Origin of the sequence: Pseudomonas bharatica CSV86 (assembly GCF_000319305.2) — a bacterium.
GTDB lineage: Bacteria > Pseudomonadota > Gammaproteobacteria > Pseudomonadales > Pseudomonadaceae > Aquipseudomonas > Aquipseudomonas bharatica.
In genome coordinates this window covers 1,537,631-1,557,063 of the sequence record NZ_AMWJ02000001.1, presented here as the reverse complement: position 1 = coordinate 1,557,063, position 19,433 = coordinate 1,537,631, and the positions used below count along the sequence as shown (strand labels likewise).

The following is a 19,433-nucleotide window of genomic DNA, read 5'->3' as shown; positions in this document are numbered from 1 at the left end:
CCGCCCGTTCCCCGGAACCGGCGGCCTGGCTTCATTCTCTACGTTGACCGAAAGCGACCGAGACCATGACAGCGGACACCGCTATTTACATTCCGCCTTACAAGGCTGACGACCAGGATGTGGTCGTCGAACTGCACAACCGTTTTGGCGCCGAGGCGTTCACCGCCCAGGACACCCGCACCGGCATGCCGGTACTGTGGGTCGACCGCGCCCGCCTGATTGAAATCCTGACGTTCCTGCGCAACGTCGCCAAGCCGTACAGCATGCTGTACGACCTGCACGGCGTCGACGAGCGCCTGCGCACCCAGCGCCGCGGCCTGCCGGGCGCCGACTTCACCGTGTTCTACCACCTGCTCTCGGTGGAACGTAACAGCGACGTGATGATCAAGGTTTCCTTGAGCGAAACCGACCTGAGCGTACCGACCGTCACCGGCATCTGGCCCAACGCCAACTGGTACGAACGCGAAGTCTGGGACATGTTCGGCATCGACTTCCCGGGCCACCCGCACCTGACCCGGATCATGATGCCGCCGACCTGGGAAGGTCACCCGCTGCGCAAGGACTTCCCTGCCCGTGCCACCGAATTCGATCCGTTCACCCTGAACCTCGCCAAGCAGCAACTGGAGGAAGAAGCCGCGCGCTTCAATCCAGAAGCCTGGGGCATGAAGCGCCAGGGTGCAAACGAGGACTACATGTTCCTCAACCTTGGCCCGAACCACCCTTCGGCCCACGGTGCCTTCCGTATCGTCCTGCAACTGGACGGCGAAGAGATCGTCGACTGCGTCCCGGACATCGGCTACCACCACCGTGGCGCCGAGAAGATGGCCGAGCGCCAGTCCTGGCATAGCTTCATCCCGTACACCGACCGTATCGACTACCTCGGCGGGTGATGAACAACCTGCCGTACGTCCTTGCCGTCGAGAAGCTGGCCGGGATCAAGGTGCCGCAGAAGGTCGATACCATCCGCGTCATGCTTGCCGAGTTCTTCCGCATCACCAGCCACCTGCTGTTCCTGGGGACCTACATCCAGGACGTCGGTGCCATGACCCCGGTGTTCTTCACCTTCACCGACCGTCAGCGCGCCTACACCGTGATCGAAGCCATCACCGGCTTCCGCCTGCACCCGGCCTGGTACCGCATCGGTGGCGTCGCCCACGACCTGCCGCGCGGCTGGGACAAACTGGTCAAGGACTTCGTCGAATGGCTGCCCAAGCGCCTGGACGAGTACGAAAAGGCCGCGCTGAAGAACAGCATCCTGAAGGGCCGCACCATCGGCGTTGCCCAGTACAACACCAAGGAAGCACTGGCCTGGGGCGTTACCGGTGCCGGCCTGCGGGCCACCGGCCTGGACTTCGACCTGCGCAAGGCGCGTCCTTACTCCGGCTACGAGAACTTCGAGTTCGAAGTGCCGCTGGCCCACAACGGCGATGCCTATGATCGCTGCATGGTCCGTGTCGAGGAGATGCGCCAGAGTATCCGCATCATCGACCAGTGCCTGCGCAACATGCCGGAAGGCCCGTACAAGGCGGACCATCCGCTGACCACGCCGCCACCGAAAGAGCGCACCCTGCAGCACATCGAAACCCTGATCACCCACTTCCTGCAGGTTTCGTGGGGCCCGGTCATGCCGGCCAACGAATCCTTCCAGATGATCGAGGCGACCAAGGGTATCAACAGTTACTACCTGACGAGCGACGGCGGCACCATGAGCTACCGCACCCGAATTCGCACGCCGAGCTACCCGCACCTGCAGCAGATCCCGTCGGTGATCCGCGGCAGCATGGTCGCGGACCTCATCGCGTACCTGGGCAGTATCGACTTCGTTATGGCTGACGTGGACCGCTAAGCATGAACAGCACGCTTATCCAGACTGACCGTTTCGTCCTGAGCGAAACCGAGCGCTCGGCCATCGAGCACGAGATGCATCACTACGAGGACCCGCGCGCGGCGTCCATCGAAGCCCTGAAGATCGTCCAGAAGCAACGTGGCTGGGTGCCGGACGGCGCCATCCATGCGATCGGCGAGATCCTCGGCATTCCCGCCAGCGACGTCGAGGGCGTGGCCACCTTCTACAGCCAGATCTTCCGCCAGCCTGTCGGCCGCCACATCATCCGCGTGTGCGACAGCATGGTCTGCTACATCGGCGGCCACGAGTCCGTGGTCGGCCAGATCCAGAGCGAGCTGGGCATCGGCCTGGGCCAGACCACCGCCGACGGCCGCTTCACCCTGCTTCCGGTGTGCTGCCTGGGCAACTGCGACAAGGCCCCGGCGCTGATGATCGACGACGACACCTTCGGCGATGTGCAGCCAGCCGGTGTCGCCAAATTGCTGGAGGGTTACGTATGACCATCACTTCCTTCGGCCCGGCCAACCGCATCGCGCGCAGTGCCGAGACCCATCCGCTGACCTGGCGCCTGCGCGACGACGGCGAGCCGGTGTGGCTCGACGAGTACCAGGCCAAGAACGGCTACGCCGCCGCCCGTACCGCACTGGCGCAGATGTCCCAGGACGATATCGTCCAGACGGTCAAGGACTCCGGCCTCAAGGGCCGCGGCGGCGCAGGCTTCCCCACCGGTGTGAAGTGGGGCCTGATGCCGAAAGACGAATCCATGAACATCCGCTACCTGCTGTGCAACGCGGACGAAATGGAGCCCAACACCTGGAAGGACCGCATGCTGATGGAGCAACAGCCCCATCTGCTGGTCGAGGGCATGCTGATCAGCGCCCGCGCCCTCAAGGCCTACCGCGGCTACATCTTCCTGCGTGGCGAATACACCACGGCCGCGCGCAACCTGAACCGCGCCATCGACGAAGCCAAGGCCGCCGGCCTGCTGGGCAAGAACATCCTCGGCAGCGGCTTCGATTTCGAGCTGTTCGTGCACACCGGTGCCGGCCGCTACATCTGCGGTGAAGAAACCGCCCTGATCAACTCGCTGGAAGGCCGCCGCGCCAACCCGCGCTCCAAACCGCCCTTCCCTGCCGCCGTGGGCGTGTGGGGCAAGCCGACCTGCGTCAACAACGTCGAGACCCTGTGCAACGTCCCGGCCATCGTCGGCAACGGCGTCGACTGGTACAAATCGCTGGCCCGCGAGGGCAGCGAAGACCACGGCACCAAGCTGATGGGCTTCTCCGGCAAGGTGAAGAACCCGGGCCTGTGGGAACTGCCATTCGGCGTCACCGCCCGCGAGCTGTTCGAAGACTACGCCGGTGGCATGCGCGACGGTTACACGCTCAAGTGCTGGCAGCCAGGCGGCGCCGGTACCGGCTTCCTGCTTCCCGAACACCTGGATGCACAAATGTATGCCGGCGGCATCGCCAAGGTGGGCACCCGGATGGGTACCGGCCTGGCCATGGCGGTGGACGACAGCATCAGCATGGTCTCCCTGCTGCGCAACATGGAAGAGTTCTTCGCCCGCGAGTCCTGCGGCTGGTGCACCCCGTGCCGCGACGGCCTGCCGTGGAGCGTGAAGATGCTGCGTGCCCTGGAAAAAGGCCAGGGCAAGCGCGAGGACATCGACACCCTGCTGCAACTGGTGAACTTCCTCGGCCCTGGCCGGACCTTCTGTGCTCACGCACCAGGTGCCGTCGAGCCGCTGGGCAGTGCCATCAAATATTTCCGCTCCGAGTTCGAGGCCGGTGTCGCCGCCAATCCTGGTGGCGAAACCCTGCGCCCGAACCTGGCGCAGCCGATTGTGGTCGGCGCATAACAAGATGAAAAAGCGGGTGGTCCGTGCCATCCGCCAGCCACGCAGGCTCGCCCGATCGATTCGCGCGGGCCGCGGGTACACCGATTTCCATTAGCCACACCCGCTCACGCGGGCCAACGAAGAACTTTGAACCATGGCCACTATCCACGTAGACGGCAAAGCGCTCGAAGTCAATGGTGCGGACAACCTGTTACAGGCTTGTCTGTCGCTCGGCCTCGACATCCCCTATTTCTGCTGGCACCCGGCGCTCGGTAGCGTCGGCGCCTGTCGCCAGTGCGCGGTCAAGCAGTACACCGACGAGAACGACACCCGTGGTCGCATCGTCATGTCCTGCATGACCCCCGCCTCCGACGGCACCTGGATTTCCATCGACGACGAAGAGTCCAAGGCGTTCCGCGCCAGCGTCGTCGAATGGCTGATGACCAACCACCCGCACGACTGCCCGGTCTGCGAGGAAGGCGGTCACTGCCACCTGCAGGACATGACGGTAATGACCGGCCACAACGAGCGCCGCTACCGTTTCACCAAGCGTACCCACCAGAACCAGGACCTCGGCCCGTTCATCGCCCACGAGATGAACCGCTGCATCGCCTGCTATCGCTGCGTGCGCTACTACAAGGACTACGCCGGCGGCACCGACCTGGGCGTCTATGGTGCCCATGACAACGTCTATTTCGGACGCGTCGAGGACGGTGTGCTGGAGAGCGAGTTCTCCGGCAACCTGACCGAGGTCTGCCCGACCGGTGTATTCACCGACAAGACCCACTCCGAGCGCTACAACCGCAAGTGGGACATGCAGTTCGCCCCGAGCATCTGCCATGGCTGCTCCAGTGGCTGCAACATCAGCCCCGGCGAACGCTACGGTGAATTGCGCCGCATCGAAAACCGCTTCAACGGCTCGGTGAACCAGTACTTCCTCTGCGACCGCGGCCGCTTCGGCTACGGTTACGTCAACCGTACCGACCGCCCACGCCAGCCGCTGCTGGCCGACGGCACCAAGCTCAGCGTGGACGCCGCCCTGGACAAGGCCGCCGAACTGCTGCGCGGCCGCAACATCGTCGGTATCGGCTCGCCCCGCGCCAGCCTGGAAAGCAACTATGGCCTGCGCGAGCTGGTCGGTGCCGAGCATTTCTACTGCGGCATGGAAGCGTCCGAACTGGAGCGCGTGCGCCTGGTCCTGCAGGTGCTGAACGACAGCCCGCTGCCAGTCCCGACCCTGCGCGACATCGAGGACCACGACGCCGTGTTCGTCCTCGGCGAAGACCTGACCCAGACCGCTGCCCGCGTCGCCCTGGCCGTGCGCCAGGCCACCAAGGGCAAGGCCGAGGCCATGGCCGAAGCGATGAAAGTCCAGCCATGGCTCGATGCCGCGGTGAAGAACATCGGCCAGCACGCCCTGTACCCGCTGTTCATCGCCAGCCTGGCCGAAACCAAGCTCGATGACGTTGCCGAAGAATGCGTGCATGCCGCGCCGGACGACCTGGCCCGCCTCGGTTTCGCCGTGGCCCACGCCATCGACCCGAGCGCCCCGGCGGTCGAAGGCCTGGACAGCGAAGCAGCCGAACTGGCCAAGCGTATCGCCGATGCCCTGGTGGCCGCCAAGCGTCCGCTGGTCGTATCCGGTGGATCGCTCGGTTCCAAGGCGCTGATCGAAGCCGCCGCCAACATCGCCAAGGCCCTCAAGCTGCGTGACAAGGCCGGCTCGCTGAGCCTGGTGGTTCCAGAAGCCAACAGCATCGGCATGGCCATGTTCGGTGGCGACTCGGTGGATGCCGCGCTGGACGCAGTGATCGCCGGCAAGGCCGATGCCATCGTCGTGCTTGAAAACGACCTGTACAGCCGCGTCCCGGCCGCCAAGGTCGATGCCGCCTTCGCCGCGGCCAAGGTGATCATCGTCGCCGACCACTCGAAGACCGCGACCAGCGACCGTGCCCACCTGGTGCTGCCGGCCGCCACCTTCGCCGAAGGCGACGGTACCCTGGTCAGCCAGGAAGGCCGCGCCCAGCGCTTCTTCCAGGTGTTCGATCCAACCTACCTGGACAGCAGCATCCTGGTTCATGAAGGCTGGCGCTGGATGCACGCCCTGCGCGCAACCCTGTTGAACAAGCCGGTGGACTGGACCCAACTGGACCACGTCACCAGCGCCTGTGCCAGCGTCACCCCGCAACTGGCCGGCATCGTCAACGCCGCGCCGTCCGCCGCGTTCCGCATCAAGGGCCTGAAGCTGGCCCGCGAACCGCTGCGCTACTCCGGTCGTACCGCCATGCGCGCCAATATCAGCGTGCACGAACCGCGTACTCCGCAGGACCAGGACACCGCCTTCGCCTTCTCCATGGAAGGCTACTCGGGCTCCGCCGAACCGCGCTCGCAAGTGCCGTTCGCCTGGTCGCCGGGCTGGAACTCGCCGCAAGCCTGGAACAAGTTCCAGGACGAGGTCGGTGGTCACCTGCGCGCAGGCGACCCGGGCACCCGCCTGATCGAGTCCCAGGGCGATCGCCTGCAGTGGTTCGCCAGCGTACCGGGCGCCTTCGCCCCGGCCCGCGGTACCTGGCAGGTGGTGCCGTTCTACCACCTGTTCGGCAGCGAGGAGACCTCCTCCCGCGCGGCGCCGGTGCAAGAGCGCATTCCGCAGCCTTACGTTGCGCTGGCCAAGTCGGAAGCCGACCGCCTGGGTGTCAACGACGGCGCCCTGCTCAGCCTGAACGTAGCCGGGCAGACCCTGCGCCTGCCGCTGCGCATCAATGAAGAACTGGGCGCTGGCCTGGTCGCCTTGCCGAAAGGCCTGGCCGGCATTCCGCCAGCCATCTTCGGTGCATCCGTCGAAGGCCTGCAGGAGGCAGCACAATGACCTGGTTCACCCCGAAGTGATCGATGTGATCATCGCCGTCGTCAAGGCCGTCGTGGTCCTGCTGGCGGTGGTGGTCTGCGGCGCGCTGCTCAGCTTCATCGAGCGGCGCCTGCTGGGCTGGTGGCAGGACCGTTACGGTCCGAACCGCGTCGGCCCGTTCGGCATGTTCCAGATCGCTGCCGACATGCTGAAGATGTTCTTCAAGGAAGACTGGAACCCGCCTTTCGTCGACCGCATGATCTTCACCCTGGCACCGGTGGTAGCGATGAGCGCCCTGCTGATCGCCTTCGTGATCATCCCGATCACCCCGACCTGGGGTGTCGCGGACCTGAACATCGGCCTGCTGTTCTTCTTCGCCATGGCCGGTCTGTCGGTCTACGCCGTGCTCTTCGCCGGCTGGTCGTCGAACAACAAGTACGCCCTGCTCGGCAGCCTGCGCGCCTCGGCCCAGACCGTTTCCTATGAAGTGTTCATGGGCCTGGCGCTGATGGGCGTGGTGGTCCAGGTCGGCTCCTTCAACATGCGCGACATCGTCGAGTACCAGGCGCAGAACCTGTGGTTCATCATTCCGCAGTTCTTCGGCTTCTGTACCTTCTTCATCGCCGGCGTGGCCGTGACCCACCGTCACCCCTTCGACCAGCCGGAAGCGGAACAGGAACTGGCTGACGGCTACCACATCGAGTATGCGGGCATGAAGTGGGGCATGTTCTTCGTCGGCGAGTACATCGGCATCATCCTGGTGTCGGCGCTGCTGGTGACCCTGTTCTTCGGCGGCTGGCACGGCCCGTTCGATCTGCTGCCGCAGGTCCCGTTCCTGTGGTTCGCCCTGAAGACCGGTTTCTTCATCATGCTGTTCATCCTGCTGCGCGCCTCGATCCCGCGCCCGCGCTATGACCAGGTGATGGACTTCAGCTGGAAGTTCTGCCTGCCGCTGACCCTGCTCAATTTGCTGGTGACCGCTGCGATCGTGTTGCTCAACACGCCAGCTGTTGCGGCCCAGTGAGGATCTGACCCATGTTCAAATATATTGGCGACATCGTGAAGGGCACCGGCACCCAGCTGCGCAGCCTGGTGATGGTGTTCTCCCACGGGTTCCGCAAGCGCGACACCCTGCAATACCCGGAAGAGCCGGTCTACCTGCCGCCCCGCTACCGTGGCCGCATCGTCCTGACCCGCGACCCCGATGGCGAAGAGCGCTGCGTAGCGTGCAACCTGTGTGCCGTGGCCTGCCCGGTGGGTTGCATCTCGCTGCAGAAAGCCGAAACGGAAGACGGACGCTGGTATCCGGAGTTCTTCCGCATCAACTTCTCGCGCTGCATTTTCTGCGGCCTCTGCGAGGAAGCCTGCCCGACCACCGCGATCCAGCTCACTCCGGATTTCGAAATGGCCGAGTTCAAACGTCAGGACCTGGTGTACGAGAAAGAAGATCTGCTGATCTCCGGCCCCGGCAAGAATCCCGACTACAACTTCTACCGTGTTGCAGGTATGGCCGTTGCCGGCAAGCCGAAGGGCGCCGCGCAGAACGAAGCCGAGCCGATCAACGTGAAGAGCTTGCTCCCTTAAGGAAGAAAGATGGAATTCGCTTTCTATTTCGCATCCGGCGTTGCCGTGGTGTCCACCCTGCGGGTGATCACCAATACCAACCCCGTGCACGCCCTGCTCTACCTGATCATTTCCCTGATCGCCGTGGCGATGACCTTCTTCGCGCTCGGCGCACCGTTCGCCGGCGCCCTGGAAGTGATCGCCTACGCCGGCGCCATCATGGTGCTGTTCGTCTTCGTGGTGATGATGCTCAACCTGGGCCCGGCGTCGGTCGCCCAGGAGCGCGGCTGGCTGACCCCCGGCATCTGGCTCGGCCCTGTCGTGCTGGCCGGCCTGTTGCTGGCCGAACTGCTCTATGTGCTGTTCAGCACCGAGAGCGGCGCTGCCATCGGCCACACCACCGTCGACGCCAAGGCGGTCGGCGTCAGCCTGTTTGGTCCTTACCTGCTGGTGGTGGAACTGGCCTCCATGCTGCTGCTCGCAGCGGCGGTCACGGCCTTCCACGTCGGCCGCAACGAGGCGAAGGAGTAATCACATGCCTGCAATCCCGTTAGAACACGGCCTGGCCGTCGCCGGCATCCTGTTCAGCCTCGGTCTGGTCGGCCTGATGGTCCGCCGCAACATTCTCTTCGTGCTCATGAGTCTGGAAATCATGATGAACGCCTCGGCACTGGCGTTCATCGTCGCGGGCGCCCGCTGGGCCCAGCCGGATGGACAGGTGATGTTCATCCTGGTGATCAGCCTGGCAGCGGCCGAGGCCAGTATCGGCCTGGCGATCCTGCTGCAGCTGTATCGCCGCTTCCACACTCTCGATATCGATGCAGCCAGTGAGATGCGCGGATGAACCTTCTCTTCCTGACTTTCGTATTCCCCCTGATCGGCTTCCTGCTGCTGTCGTTCTCCCGTGGTCGTTTCTCGGAGAACCTCTCGGCGCTGATCGGTGTCGGTTCGGTCGGCCTGTCGGCAATCGTCGCCGCCTGGGTGATCTGGCAGTTCAACGTGGCGCCGCCGGAAAACGGCGTGTACACCCAACTGCTGTGGCAGTGGATGTCGGTCGACGGCTTCGCCCCGTCCTTCACCCTGCACCTGGACGGCCTGTCGGTGACCATGCTCGGCGTGGTGGTCGGCGTCGGCTTCCTGATCCACCTGTTCGCGTCCTGGTACATGCGTGGTGAAGCGGGCTACTCGCGCTTCTTCTCCTACACCAACCTGTTCATCGCCAGCATGTTGTTCCTGATCCTGGGCGACAACCTGCTGTTCATCTACTTCGGTTGGGAAGGCGTGGGCCTGTGCTCGTACCTGTTGATCGGTTTCTACTACAGCAACCGCAACAACGGTAACGCCGCGCTGAAGGCCTTCATCGTTACCCGTATCGGCGACGTGTTCATGGCCATCGGCCTGTTCATCCTGTTCCAGCAGCTCGGCACCCTGAACATCCAGGAACTGCTGGTGCTGGCCCCGCAGAAGTTCCAGGCGGGCGATACCTGGATGGTCCTGGCGACCCTGATGCTGCTCGGCGGTGCGGTCGGTAAATCCGCCCAGCTGCCGCTGCAGACCTGGCTGGCCGACGCGATGGCCGGTCCGACCCCGGTTTCGGCGCTGATCCACGCCGCGACCATGGTCACCGCGGGCGTCTACCTGATCGCCCGTACCCACGGCCTGTTCCTGCTGGCGCCGGACGTGCTGCACCTGGTCGGCGTGGTCGGCGGTGTCACCCTGGTCCTGGCCGGCTTCGCCGCCCTGGTACAGACCGACATCAAGCGGATCCTCGCCTACTCCACCATGAGCCAGATCGGCTACATGTTCCTCGCCCTCGGCGTTGGTGCATGGGACGCGGCGATCTTCCACCTGATGACCCACGCCTTCTTCAAGGCCCTGCTGTTCCTTGCCTCCGGTGCGGTGATCGTTGCCTGCCACCACGAGCAGAACATCTTCAAGATGGGCGGCCTGTGGAAGAAACTGCCGCTGGCCTATGCCAGCTTCGTGGTCGGTGGTGCCGCCCTGGCCGCCCTGCCGTTGGTCACCGTGGGCTTCTACTCCAAGGACGAGATCCTCTGGGAAGCCTTCGCCAGTGGTAACACCGGCCTGCTGTATGCCGGCCTGGTCGGTGCCTTCATGACCTCGCTGTACACCTTCCGCCTGATCTTCATCGCCTTCCACGGCGAAGCCAAGACCGAGGCCCATGCCGGCCACGGTATCTCCCACTGGCTGCCGCTGGGCGTGCTGATCGTCCTGTCGACCTTCGTCGGTGCCTGGATCCACCCACCGCTGGCCGGCGTACTGCCGGAAAGCGCGGGCCATGCCGGCGGCGAAGCCAAGCACAGCCTGGAAATCGCCTCGGGCGCCATCGCCATCGCCGGTATCCTGCTGTCGGCCCTGCTGTTCCTTGGCAAGCGCCGCTTCGTGACCGCCGTCGCCAACAGCGGCATCGGTCGCCTGCTCTCGGCCTGGTGGTTCGCGGCCTGGGGCTTCGACTGGATCTACGACAAGCTGTTCGTAAAACCCTACCTGCTGATCAGCCACATCCTGCGCAAGGACCCGGTGGACCGCACCATCGGCCTGATCCCGCGCATGGCCCGTGGCGGCCACGCCGCCATGAGCAAGACCGAAACCGGTCAGCTGCGCTGGTACACCGCGTCCATCGCTGTAGGTGCCGTACTGGTACTCGGCGCTGTCCTGATGGCTGCGGTCTGATATGAACCTTGCGACTTTGCGAAAGGAATTGAGCCCGTCATGATTTTGCCTTGGCTGATCCTGATCCCCTTCATCGGCGGCCTGCTGTGCTGGCTGGGTGAGCGCTTCGGCGCCACCCTGCCGCGCTGGATCGCGCTGCTGACCATGTCCCTGCTCCTTGGTATCGGCCTCTGGCTGTGGGCCAACGGGGACTACACCCTCGCCCCTGCCCCGGGCGCCGACCCACAGTGGACCGTCGAGTTCAAGGTCCTCTGGATCGAGCGCTTCGGCATCAGCCTGCACCTGGCCCTCGATGGCCTGTCGCTGCTGATGATCCTGCTGACCGGCCTGCTCGGCGTGCTGTCCGTGCTCTGCTCGTGGAAAGAGATCCAGCGCCACGTCGGCTTCTTCCACCTCAACCTGATGTGGATCCTCGGCGGCGTGGTCGGCGTGTTCCTCGCCCTCGACCTGTTCCTGTTCTTCTTCTTCTGGGAAATGATGCTGGTGCCGATGTATTTCCTCATCGCGCTCTGGGGTCACAGCTCCTCCGACGGCAAGAAGACCCGGATCTACGCTGCAACCAAGTTCTTCATCTTCACCCAGGCCAGCGGCCTGATCATGCTGGTGGCGATCCTTGGCCTGGTGCTGGTCAACTTCAACAACACCGGCGTGATCACCTTCGACTACAGCCAGCTGCTCAAGGCCGAGCTGCCGGCCGGTACCGAGTACCTGCTGATGCTGGGCTTCTTCATCGCCTTCGCGGTGAAGCTGCCGGTGGTGCCGTTCCACTCCTGGCTGCCTGATGCTCACGCCCAGGCCCCGACCGCCGGTTCCGTCGACCTCGCCGGTATCCTGCTGAAGACCGCGGCCTACGGCCTGCTGCGTTTCGCCCTGCCGCTGTTCCCGAATGCCTCGGCGGAGTTCGCGCCGATCGCCATGACCCTGGGCCTGATCGGCATCTTCTACGGCGCCTTCCTGGCCTTCGCCCAGACCGATATCAAGCGCCTGATCGCGTTTTCCAGCGTTTCGCACATGGGCTTCGTGCTGATCGGCATCTACTCCGGCAGCCAGCAGGCCCTGCAGGGCGCGGTGATCCAGATGCTGGCCCACGGCCTGTCGGCCGCCGCGCTGTTCATCCTCAGTGGCCAGCTGTACGAGCGCCTGCACACCCGTGACATGCGCCAGATGGGCGGCCTGTGGCACCGCATCGCCTACCTGCCGGCCATCAGCCTGTTCTTCGCGGCGGCTTCGCTGGGCCTGCCGGGCACCGGCAACTTCGTCGGCGAATTCCTGATCCTGATCGGCAGCTTCGTCAGTGCCCCGTGGGTCACCGTCATCGCGACGTCCGGCCTGGTGTTCGGCTCGGTCTACTCGCTGATCATGATCCATCGCGCGTACTTCGGTCCGGCCAAATCGGAAGAAGTCCTGGCCGGCATGGACAGCCGCGAAATGATCATGGTGCTGGGCCTGGCGGTCCTGCTGATCGTGCTGGGCGTCTACCCGCAGCCGTTCCTCGACACTTCCGCCGCCACCATGAGCGGTGTGCAGCAATGGCTCGGCTCCGCCTTCACTCAACTCGCTTCGGCCCGGTAAGAGCGCTATGGACCTGACGATTCAACACTTTATCGCGCTTGCGCCACTACTGATCACCACCATCACCGTTGTCGTGGTGATGCTGGCGATCGCCTGGCGCCGCAACCACTCGCAAACCTTCCTGCTGTCGACCGTGGGCCTGAACCTGGCCTTGCTGTCGATCCTGCCGGTTCTGAAAGTCGTGCCCCTGGCGGTGACCCCGCTGCTGACCGTGGACAAGTTCGCCTGCCTGTACATGGCGCTGATCCTGGTCGCCACCCTGGCCTGCGTGACCCTGGCCCATGCCTACCTGGGTGACGGCGGCTCCGGCTACCCGGGCAACCGCGAAGAGCTGTACCTGCTGATCCTCATGGCGGCCCTCGGTGGCCTGGTGCTGGTCTGCGCGCAACACCTGGCCGGCCTGTTCATCGGCCTGGAACTGCTCTCGGTACCGGTCTACGGCCTGGTGGCGTATGCCTTCTTCAACAAGCGTTCGCTGGAAGCCGGCATCAAGTACATGGTGCTGTCGGCCGCGGGTTCGGCCTTCCTGCTGTTCGGCATGGCCCTGCTCTACGCGGACGCCGGCAGCCTGGCCTTCGACACCATCGGCAAGGCCCTGGCCGCTACCAGCATGCCAAGCCTGCTGGCCCAGCTGGGCCTGGGGATGATGCTGGTCGGCCTGGCCTTCAAGCTGTCGCTGGTACCGTTCCACCTGTGGACCCCGGATGTATACGAAGGTGCTCCGGCACCGGTCGCCGCCTTCCTGGCCACCGCCAGCAAGGTCGCGGTATTCGCCGTGGTGGTACGCCTGTTCATGCTCTCCCCTGCTGCCAGCAGTGGTGTGCTGGCCACCGTGCTGTCGGTGATCGCCGTGGCTTCGATCCTGGTCGGCAACCTGCTGGCCCTGACCCAGAGTAACCTCAAGCGTCTGCTGGGTTACTCGTCGATCGCCCACTTCGGTTACCTGCTGATCGCCCTGGTGGCGAGCAAGGGCCTGGCCCTGGAAGCAATCGGCGTATACCTGGTCACCTACGTGATCACCAGCCTCGGTGCCTTCGGCGTGATTACCCTGATGTCCTCGCCGTACAACGGCCGTGATGCGGACGCCCTGTACGAGTACCGCGGCCTGTTCTGGCGCCGCCCATACCTGACCGCCGTACTGACCGTGATGATGCTGTCGCTGGCAGGCATCCCGCTGACCGCCGGCTTCATTGGCAAGTTCTACATCATCGCCACCGGCGTCGAATCGCAACTGTGGTGGCTGACCGGTGCGCTGGTCGTGGGCAGCGCCATCGGCGTCTTCTACTACCTGCGCGTGATGGTCACGCTCTACCTGATCGAGCCGAACCTGCGTCGTCACGATGCACCGTTCAACTGGGAGCAACGTACCGGTGGCGTCATGCTGCTGGCCATTGCCATCCTGGCCTTCGTTCTCGGCGTTTATCCGCAGCCACTGCTGGATCTGGTGCAACACGCTGGCCTCCAACTGGTCAGCTGATTCACCTGGCAAGAACACACCCCGCTCCGGCGGGGTGTTTTTTTTCCAGCACAGGCCTTGCCAGCCCGTTTACCGTTCAGGGCTCTCGATTTTCCTGCGCGGGGAGATCGTCCTGTCTTGGGCGCAAAGCGGCGCGCCTCAGATCGCTGTCAGCATGTGGCAAATGAACATCCGGGTTCGGCATGCCACTTGGCGAGAGTTCGTGAGTCATTTCGAATTCTGCACGTACCGACCAGCCACACGCTTCCGTAGTGCATTGCAGGTACGCCACGCGCAGGAAGATATGGCGTCCCTCGCTGGTACGTATGCGCATCCGGCTCTGGCAGTGGGGACATACGAGTTTATAAGTACTCACTGATGACTCCTTGCCGTGACACCGTCCCAAGCCGGAAGCAGCGCACACTGCGGCGATTTCGATAATTCATTCCTATTCCAATCTCCTGTAAGCTCAAAACAGTCAAGCCGAGGAAATTTCCCATGATGCGGCTGGAAATTTCTGACATTTAATTTCCCAAATGAGTAGTGCTCAATAGTGCAAAGAGAGAGAATGCGTTTCGCGTATTTTTTTGCCGAACATTATATCAGCATGCCTTGGGATTACTCGTTATGAGTATTAATGGATTTGCAGCGGTACTGGCTCGCATGAAGCTCGTCACCCAGTCGACCACCGACTCAGGGCTCTCGGCGGCGCTTGGGGTAAGCCCTCAAACCGTTAGCAGCTGGAAGGGTCGCGACAGTATTCCGTATGCGATCTGCGTTGATCTCGCCAATAAACATGGCATTTCCCTTGACTGGTTACTGGTTGGCGAGGGTCCCCGATTTCGCGCCCATACCCATCAGGCCGTGAGCCATAACGCCGACCCTGACTGGGAAACCCAACTGCTCGCCGAAATGCGCCTGCTCAGCCCTCAGGATCAGCGCGCCATTGCTCTGGCCATTCAGGAAAAACAACGCCTGCGTGAACTGGAGCAGCAGCTCGAAGAGGTCAGCAGCCTGCTGTCGCAACTCCAAAATCCGGCTTCATGAGCCGCGCAAACGCTGGATAATGTCGCGCAATTCCGCGCCGTCCAGCCAGATCATCACCTTGATCACGATCGGTATCACCACCACCGCACCGATGAAGGCGGCCTCCCCTCCCGACAGAAACGGCCCGATCGAGCGCATCAGCGGCGTGAACAGATAACCTACCCCCGCCGACAACAGCAGAGACCCGATACGTTGCCAGGCTTTGAGAAAGCCTCGCGTACTTGCTACCAGCCAGGCACCGAGCAGCGCTCCGAACACCATGTCGCCCTCCACCGCCGGCAGGGATGAAGCAAGCCCCAGCCCGATGAACAGGCTGGACAGACTCGAGGTTGTAGGATCACTCATGGATAACACGCCTCAGCTCTCGTCGGATTGGTGCCGGAGGATGCCGTAGCGCAAGGCCTTGATCACGGCGGCTACCCGGGAATGAACTGATAGTTTGCGAAGTACATTGCTGACATGGAAGTTCACCGTAGACTCCTTGCAAGCAAGGATCTGAGAAATTTCCCAAGATGTTTTCCCACACGAACACCAATACAGAATCTCCTTCTCCCTAGGCGTCAGGGTAGGCGGTGCCACGCAGGCAGCAGGCGTGGTAACAGCAGAGGCGGTTGACATCCATAGTCTCCTGTAAAGAGGCACCGGGCTCGCCCGGGCCGGTTGACGATGGGCGAACGATACGGATCAGCCTTGCTGTAGGACCAGTCGTACATCCTGTAGCCAGCGAAGCTACAAATCACAGGACAGGGGTCACGCAAAAACGTCAGAAAAAGATGGTGATTTCAGAGCACGATCGTTCGTCTGACTTCACATTTCCTGTCAGATCAAACACGTTGGAGCTGTAAGATGCCGTCACCGCTGTCCCTGCGCTCTTCTCTGTGCCTGCTGGGCCTGACCCTGGCCGGCAGTGCCGGGGCCCAGCAACCGGAGAGCATCAAACTGGAGAGCATCGAACTGGAGCAAGTACTCATCCAGGAGCAGGACCAGGATGATCTCCAGGTTGCTCGCGAACGCCTGGAGCAGGTGCCCGGCGCTACCAACCTGATAGACATGAAGCGAGTCGGGCAAGGGCGCGTCGCCAGCAACCAGGATGTCCTCGCCTACCAGCCCGGGGTGTTCGCCCAGTCCGCCGGCAATGACGGTATTCGCCTGTCGATCCGGGGCTCGGGAATCAACCGGGCGCCAGGTGCCCACGGCTCCGGGACCTACGTCATGCTCGACGGCCTGCCCCTGACTGGCCCCGGCGGCACGCCCTACGAGCTGTTCGAACCCCTGTGGCTCAATCGCGCGGAAATCCTGCGCGGGGCCAATGGTTTCGACCGTGGCGCCCTGGCCTTGGGCGGAGCCATCAACTACGTGCCCCATACCGGCTACGACGCCGCGCCCTTGCAATTGCGCTATGAAGCCGGCAGCCGCGGCTACCAGAAACGCCATATCAGCTCCGGCCAGGTACTCGGTGACTTCGATTACTACGTGGCCCTGACCGACACCGGGTACGACGGCTACCAGGATCACAGCAGCGGCAGCGGCAAGGGCGTTGCGGCGAACTTCGGCTACCGCTTCAATCCCGATCTGGAAACACGTTTCTACCTGCGTTACCGGGAAACCGACAATGACCTGGCCGGGCGCCTGACCAAGGACCAGATCAAGCATCACCCGCGGGCCGCCAACCCGGCCTACCTGAGCCGCAACGACAGTCGGCCGCAACCCGGGTCGACGTGGCTGGCCAACAAGACCACCTTCTATCTCGACGACGATTCGCAACTGGTCGCGGGCCTGGTCTGGCACGACTATCCGATGGATCTGCGCGAAGGGCCGATGCGTCTGAAGGTGGCCTACGCCGATGTCAGCGGTACCCTGGACTATCAACGCCGACATACGCTGTTCGGCCATGACAGCAAGACCACGGTGGGCTGGCGCACTACCAAGCATTTGCCCAATAGCGGCGCCTCGCAGTATGCACGGGCAAACGACATCGTCGGCGCCAGGACCCGGGACTTTTCCTACCAGGGCTCGGATACCGTGCTGCATATCGGCAATGAACTGGAGCTGGTCCCCAACCTGTGGCTGACCAGCGGCCTGGCGGCGATCTATACCCGCCGGGAAAGCGATGTGACCTACAGCAATGTCACCTCGGGTCCGGGGGGCAAGGTCAGCATGCACGACTGGGACTACGCGCCGCGTATCGGCCTGCGCTATGACGCCAGCCCGAGCCTGCAGCTGTACGGCAACCTGAGCCGTTCGGTGGAACCGCCACACCCGTGGTCGCTGATCTGGAGCGCGCCTACGCAATACCAGCCCATCGAGCTGAAAAACCAGACCGCTACCACGCTCGAGCTGGGCGCCCGTGGCGACTCGGACCTGGGTCGCTGGGACCTGTCCTGGTATTACTCGGCCGTGCGCCATGAACTGCTGATGGTCGAAATCCAGCCACCCATCCGCAGCGAAAGCAACGCCAGCCCGACCATCCACCAGGGTATCGAGGCCAGCCTCGACAGCACGCTATGGCAACGCGGCGATGTCGGTCGGCTATCCCTGCGCCAGGCCTACACCCTCAACGACTTCCACTACCGCAACGACAAGGTCTTCGGCGACAACCGCCTGCCGGGCATCCCGATGCACTACTACCAGGGCGAGCTGCGTTTCGACCTGCCCAGCGGTTTCTACGCCGGGATCAACACCACCATGGCCTCCAAGGTGCAGGTCGATTACGCCAACAGCTACGACGCCGATGCCTACGCGATCCTCGGCGCCACCTTCGGCTACAACGCACCGAAGCAGGACTGGCAGACCTGGCTCGACCTGCGCAACCTGACCAACAAGCGCTACGCTGCGATCGTCGCTCCGGGCTACAACGACAACGGCGCGGATGTGGCCAGGTCGGTGCCCGGCGAAGGCTTCGGGGTCTATGCCGGCGTGTCCTACACCTTCCACTGAGAGTGTCTGAAAACTCTGTGAGGTGGGTCAGGCAAAGCGTGGAATTGTCCACCATACTGGCTGGGTCGCGCTGACCGGGCCATGCCCGAGCGCCCCTTTTCCAGGAGAAACGACGATGGCCACATTCGAGCCCGGGCAACTGCATATCGAACGACATGCGCTGACCCCGAAGGACGTCAGCTACAACCTGAAGATCAGCTACGAGGTCACCCAGGACCCGAAACAAGGCAAGGGCATCCAGTTCAGGATGCACGGCAGCATCCAGGACAAGAACGTGGACGAGACCTTCTGGTTACCCAAGGAGGAAGCCTACAACTTTGCCCGCAACGTCACGCAGATCGCCGAGCGATACGGGATTCCCAAGGAACTGAGCAGCATTGGCTCGCAGCACAAGCACTACGATCTGATGTTCGAAGACATACGCCAGAAGCTGAACATGCAGTCCGGCGATGCGGTGGACGTCCGCCATTTCGAATGACGCCCACCGCAAGGCATGCCCGGCCTGTCAAGGCGGAAGCTGCACCTGCGGCCGGGTATTGGTGAAGATTCCCCAACTGGACACGAACAGCGCGGCGATCAACGGCCCGATGACGAAGCCGTTGAGCCCGAACACCGCCAGGCCGCCGAGGGTCGAGACCAGGATCAGGTAATCCGGCAGGCGCGTGTCCTTGCCCACCAGCAGCGGGCGCAGCAGGTTATCCACCAGCCCGATCACGCAAACGCCGAAGGCGGTCAATACCACGCCCTGCCACACCGCCCCGCTGAACAGGAAATACACCGCCACCGGCGCCCAGACGATTCCCGCGCCCACCGCTGGCAGCAGCGACAGGAAGGCCATCAGCACGCCCCACAGCAGCGGGCTCGGTACATCCAGCACCCAGAAGATCAGGCCGCCCAGCGCACCCTGGGCGATGGCCACCAGCAGGTTGCCCTTGACCGTGGCGCGTACCACCCGGTTGAACTTCAACTGCAGGCGGCGCTTCTGCTGCTCGGCCAGCGGGATCGCCATGCGGATCCGCCGCACCAGCTCCGCACCATCGCGCAGGAAGAAGAACAGCAGGTACAGCATCACACCGAGGCTGACCACCAGGTCGAAGGTGCCCTGGCCGAAGCTGTAGGCCTGGCTGGCGAAGAACTGGCTGCCCTCCATGGCGCCCTTGGCGACCTTGTCGCGCAGGCCGTCGAGGTCTCCGATACCAAGGCGCTCCAGACCATGCTGGACGATGGGCGGCAGCACTTCCTTGAAGCGCTCGACATAACCGGCGATATCCAGCTCGCCACTCTCGATGCGCTTGTAGATCATCCCGCCTTCCTGCACCAGCAGGCCGCTGACGACGATCACCGGCAAAACCACGATCAACAGGCATACGAGCAGGGTGAGCCCGGCGGCCAGGCTGCGTCGCTGGTTAAGGCGCAGCAGCAGGCGCCGCTGCATGGGCGCAAAGAGTACGCCGAGAATGACGGCCCAGAAGATGGCCCCGTAGTACGGCAGGAGGATCCAGAAGAAGGCCACCGTGACCAGGACCAGCAACCCGATGAGGGTTCTTTTTTGCAATGCGGTTTCGCTCATGTCGGTCCTTAGATCAACACCTGTTTATCGGGTGCTGCGGATGGCCTCATCGCTGGCAAG

General features: G+C 63.4%; 16 protein-coding genes and 2 pseudogenes. 14 read left to right on the top strand and 4 right to left on the bottom strand.

All coding sequences use genetic code 11. From position 1 onward, the window contains the following. The first annotated feature begins 65 nt into the window (after positions 1–65). The 11 genes and pseudogenes from nuoC (at position 66) to nuoN (ending at position 13,840) form a co-directional block, all read left to right on the top strand. Positions 66–1,846: pseudogene (nuoC, locus tag CSV86_RS06860) on the top strand (NADH-quinone oxidoreductase subunit C/D). A gap of 2 nt (positions 1,847–1,848) precedes the next feature. Next, positions 1,849–2,346: an NADH-quinone oxidoreductase subunit NuoE gene (gene nuoE, locus CSV86_RS06855; protein WP_009400989.1), complete on the top strand. Its 498-nt coding sequence runs from the start codon at positions 1,849–1,851 to the stop codon at positions 2,344–2,346. After that, complete coding sequence (nuoF, locus tag CSV86_RS06850) at positions 2,343–3,707, top strand: NADH-quinone oxidoreductase subunit NuoF (protein ID WP_009400990.1); 1,365 nt, start codon at positions 2,343–2,345, stop codon at positions 3,705–3,707. Before nuoE ends, nuoF begins: the two co-directional genes overlap by 4 nt. A 133-nt stretch (positions 3,708–3,840) precedes the next feature. After that, positions 3,841–6,555, top strand: a complete 2,715-nt coding sequence (nuoG, locus tag CSV86_RS06845) for an NADH-quinone oxidoreductase subunit NuoG (protein ID WP_009400991.1) — start codon at positions 3,841–3,843, stop codon at positions 6,553–6,555. Continuing rightward, positions 6,552–7,558 (top strand): annotated as a pseudogene (nuoH, locus tag CSV86_RS06840) (NADH-quinone oxidoreductase subunit NuoH). Before nuoG ends, nuoH begins: the two are co-directional and overlap by 4 nt. A gap of 11 nt (positions 7,559–7,569) precedes the next feature. Beyond that, positions 7,570–8,118: an NADH-quinone oxidoreductase subunit NuoI gene (gene nuoI, locus CSV86_RS06835; protein WP_009400993.1), complete on the top strand. Its 549-nt coding sequence runs from the start codon at positions 7,570–7,572 to the stop codon at positions 8,116–8,118. A 9-nt stretch (positions 8,119–8,127) separates the two neighbouring features. Beyond that, positions 8,128–8,628, top strand: a complete 501-nt coding sequence (gene nuoJ / locus CSV86_RS06830) for an NADH-quinone oxidoreductase subunit J (RefSeq protein ID WP_009400994.1) — start codon at positions 8,128–8,130, stop codon at positions 8,626–8,628. A 4-nt stretch (positions 8,629–8,632) separates the two neighbouring features. Further along, a complete protein-coding gene (nuoK, locus tag CSV86_RS06825; protein WP_009400996.1) occupies positions 8,633–8,941 on the top strand; it encodes an NADH-quinone oxidoreductase subunit NuoK in 309 nt (102 codons plus the stop codon). Next, a complete protein-coding gene (gene nuoL, locus CSV86_RS06820) occupies positions 8,938–10,791 on the top strand; it encodes an NADH-quinone oxidoreductase subunit L (RefSeq protein WP_009400997.1) in 1,854 nt (617 codons plus the stop codon). Before nuoK ends, nuoL begins: the two co-directional genes overlap by 4 nt. A 39-nt stretch (positions 10,792–10,830) precedes the next feature. Continuing rightward, complete coding sequence (gene nuoM, locus CSV86_RS06815) at positions 10,831–12,363, top strand: NADH-quinone oxidoreductase subunit M (protein ID WP_009400999.1); 1,533 nt, start codon at positions 10,831–10,833, stop codon at positions 12,361–12,363. Positions 12,364–12,370: 7 nt separating this feature from the next. Next, entirely contained in the window at positions 12,371–13,840 is a 1,470-nt protein-coding gene (gene nuoN, locus CSV86_RS06810; protein WP_009401000.1) for an NADH-quinone oxidoreductase subunit NuoN, read from the top strand. Positions 13,841–13,916: 76 nt separating this feature from the next. On the opposite strand, the gene CSV86_RS06805 is transcribed toward nuoN, so the two are convergent. Then, a complete protein-coding gene (locus CSV86_RS06805; RefSeq protein WP_009401001.1) occupies positions 13,917–14,195 on the bottom strand; it encodes an Ogr/Delta-like zinc finger protein in 279 nt (92 codons plus the stop codon). Positions 14,196–14,446: 251 nt separating this feature from the next. Here CSV86_RS06805 and CSV86_RS06800 point away from each other — a divergent pair, with 251 nt between their 5' ends. Continuing rightward, positions 14,447–14,866, top strand: a complete 420-nt coding sequence (locus CSV86_RS06800; protein ID WP_080604772.1) for a helix-turn-helix domain-containing protein — start codon at positions 14,447–14,449, stop codon at positions 14,864–14,866. Here CSV86_RS06800 and CSV86_RS06795 read toward each other — a convergent pair. Both CSV86_RS06795 and CSV86_RS06790 read right to left on the bottom strand, forming a co-directional pair. Then, complete coding sequence (locus CSV86_RS06795) at positions 14,861–15,211, bottom strand: putative holin (protein WP_009401003.1); 351 nt, start codon at positions 15,209–15,211, stop codon at positions 14,861–14,863. The two genes, CSV86_RS06800 and CSV86_RS06795, sit on opposite strands and share 6 nt — an antisense overlap. Before the next feature lie 12 nt (positions 15,212–15,223). Continuing rightward, positions 15,224–15,484, bottom strand: coding sequence for a helix-turn-helix domain-containing protein (locus tag CSV86_RS06790; protein ID WP_080604773.1), 261 nt, complete (start codon positions 15,482–15,484; stop codon positions 15,224–15,226). A gap of 228 nt (positions 15,485–15,712) precedes the next feature. Between CSV86_RS06790 and CSV86_RS06785 the strand changes: the two genes are divergently transcribed. Both CSV86_RS06785 and CSV86_RS06780 read left to right on the top strand, forming a co-directional pair. After that, positions 15,713–17,803 (top strand): TonB-dependent receptor family protein, encoded by a 2,091-nt coding sequence (locus CSV86_RS06785; RefSeq protein WP_009401005.1) that lies wholly within the window; start codon positions 15,713–15,715, stop codon positions 17,801–17,803. A 115-nt stretch (positions 17,804–17,918) separates the two neighbouring features. Further along, complete coding sequence (locus CSV86_RS06780) at positions 17,919–18,281, top strand: DUF5064 family protein (protein WP_009401006.1); 363 nt, start codon at positions 17,919–17,921, stop codon at positions 18,279–18,281. A gap of 27 nt (positions 18,282–18,308) precedes the next feature. Here the strand turns inward: CSV86_RS06780 and CSV86_RS06775 are convergent, their stop codons facing one another. Beyond that, complete coding sequence (locus CSV86_RS06775; RefSeq protein ID WP_009401007.1) at positions 18,309–19,373, bottom strand: AI-2E family transporter; 1,065 nt, start codon at positions 19,371–19,373, stop codon at positions 18,309–18,311. Positions 19,374–19,433 lie beyond the last annotated feature (60 nt).

Excerpts from the sequence above, each read along its gene's own strand:
- nuoE (WP_009400989.1), top strand. The coding sequence starts at position 1,849 with ATGAACAGCACGCTTATCCAGACTGACCGTTTCGTCCTGAGCGAAACC.
- nuoF (WP_009400990.1), top strand. The coding sequence starts at position 2,343 with ATGACCATCACTTCCTTCGGCCCGGCCAACCGCATCGCGCGCAGTGCC.
- nuoG (WP_009400991.1), top strand. The coding sequence starts at position 3,841 with ATGGCCACTATCCACGTAGACGGCAAAGCGCTCGAAGTCAATGGTGCG.
- nuoI (WP_009400993.1), top strand. The coding sequence starts at position 7,570 with ATGTTCAAATATATTGGCGACATCGTGAAGGGCACCGGCACCCAGCTG.
- nuoJ (WP_009400994.1), top strand. The coding sequence starts at position 8,128 with ATGGAATTCGCTTTCTATTTCGCATCCGGCGTTGCCGTGGTGTCCACC.
- nuoK (WP_009400996.1), top strand. The coding sequence starts at position 8,633 with ATGCCTGCAATCCCGTTAGAACACGGCCTGGCCGTCGCCGGCATCCTG.
- nuoL (WP_009400997.1), top strand. The coding sequence starts at position 8,938 with ATGAACCTTCTCTTCCTGACTTTCGTATTCCCCCTGATCGGCTTCCTG.
- nuoM (WP_009400999.1), top strand. The coding sequence starts at position 10,831 with ATGATTTTGCCTTGGCTGATCCTGATCCCCTTCATCGGCGGCCTGCTG.
- nuoN (WP_009401000.1), top strand. The coding sequence starts at position 12,371 with ATGGACCTGACGATTCAACACTTTATCGCGCTTGCGCCACTACTGATC.
- CSV86_RS06800 (WP_080604772.1), top strand. The coding sequence starts at position 14,447 with ATGAGTATTAATGGATTTGCAGCGGTACTGGCTCGCATGAAGCTCGTC.
- CSV86_RS06795 (WP_009401003.1), bottom strand. The coding sequence starts at position 15,211 with ATGAGTGATCCTACAACCTCGAGTCTGTCCAGCCTGTTCATCGGGCTG.
- CSV86_RS06790 (WP_080604773.1), bottom strand. The coding sequence starts at position 15,484 with ATGTCAACCGCCTCTGCTGTTACCACGCCTGCTGCCTGCGTGGCACCG.
- CSV86_RS06785 (WP_009401005.1), top strand. The coding sequence starts at position 15,713 with ATGCCGTCACCGCTGTCCCTGCGCTCTTCTCTGTGCCTGCTGGGCCTG.
- CSV86_RS06780 (WP_009401006.1), top strand. The coding sequence starts at position 17,919 with ATGGCCACATTCGAGCCCGGGCAACTGCATATCGAACGACATGCGCTG.
- CSV86_RS06775 (WP_009401007.1), bottom strand. The coding sequence starts at position 19,373 with ATGAGCGAAACCGCATTGCAAAAAAGAACCCTCATCGGGTTGCTGGTC.